Origin of the sequence: uncultured Ruegeria sp. (assembly GCF_947489545.1) — a bacterium.
Lineage (GTDB): Bacteria > Pseudomonadota > Alphaproteobacteria > Rhodobacterales > Rhodobacteraceae > Ruegeria.
Window position 1 is genome coordinate 1 of sequence record NZ_CANLDZ010000078.1, and the last position, 901, is coordinate 901.

The 901-nt window shown below is 56.6% G+C and carries 1 protein-coding gene and 1 pseudogene; both read right to left on the minus strand.

The genetic code is table 11. The features are described 5' to 3' along the window. Window positions 1-25: 25 nt before the first annotated feature. Entirely contained in the window at window positions 26-703 is a 678-nt protein-coding gene (locus Q1B13_RS26830) for a GntR family transcriptional regulator (protein ID WP_299085956.1), read from the minus strand. Next, window positions 700-901, minus strand: a pseudogene (locus tag Q1B13_RS26835) (gfo/Idh/MocA family oxidoreductase); the annotation flags it as partial. The pseudogene Q1B13_RS26835 and the gene Q1B13_RS26830, both read right to left, overlap by 4 nt.

Here is a 901-nt window from a genome sequence, read left to right on the forward strand (position 1 = left end):
CGTCATGGCCGAGACAAGCGAGAACTCACAGACTGTTCAGCCTGTGTTTTTCAAGTATTCCGCACAGCACTTCTTTGGCCTGAAGCCGGTGTTGTCTATGGCGTTCGCGTGCTTCATTTGCCTTTCCTTCTTGGATCGCCCGCAGAACAGCCCGGTGGTCTTCGTTGGATTGCACTGGCAGCGGGCGGATGAACAGCGTGGTGGCCCGCGCCCTGCGTACCTGATCACTCATCATCGCGACGATGGCTTCAATCCGATGGTTCCTGCCAAGACGTACAAGCTCCTGGTGAAACAACTCGTCCGCCTCAGCCCACGCTTCCAGGTTTTCTGTTTCGATGGCCTGGTCCATCTGCGCAATCGACTGCTCAAGCACTTTGAGATCCTGTTTTGAATAGCCTGCTTCTGCGGCACGCTGGGCTGCGAGGCTTTCTAACTCGGTCAGGATGTCATAAATCTCACGCATGTCTTCGGATGAGACGGGCAGGATCCGAACCCCTTTCCGAGGGCGCATTTCCAGCAGGCCACGGCTTTCCAGCATGAGTGCAGCTTCGCGGACCGGGGTTCGTGACATGCCCAATGTCTGGGCAAGCTCTGATTCCAGATGGTCGGTTCCGGCGGCCAGTTCTCCGGAGACTATCATCCGCCGCAGCTCTCTTACGGCGCGCTGCGTGCTGGAAAGGGTTTTGCTGCTTTGGTCCTTCACGGCGTCTCCAGCGTGATCTTTCTTCCTTCCGCGGCTGAGCGGTAGATGGTCTCTTCGATGCGGATCACGTCCAGATAGTCCGGGGCAGTGTTTTCCAGCGGCGTGCCATTTAGAAGGCCCGAAATGACATGACTTTGCAAGGCATGGACGCAATCACCACCAAATCCATCATGCGTGCTTGGTGGTAGAATTTGCTGC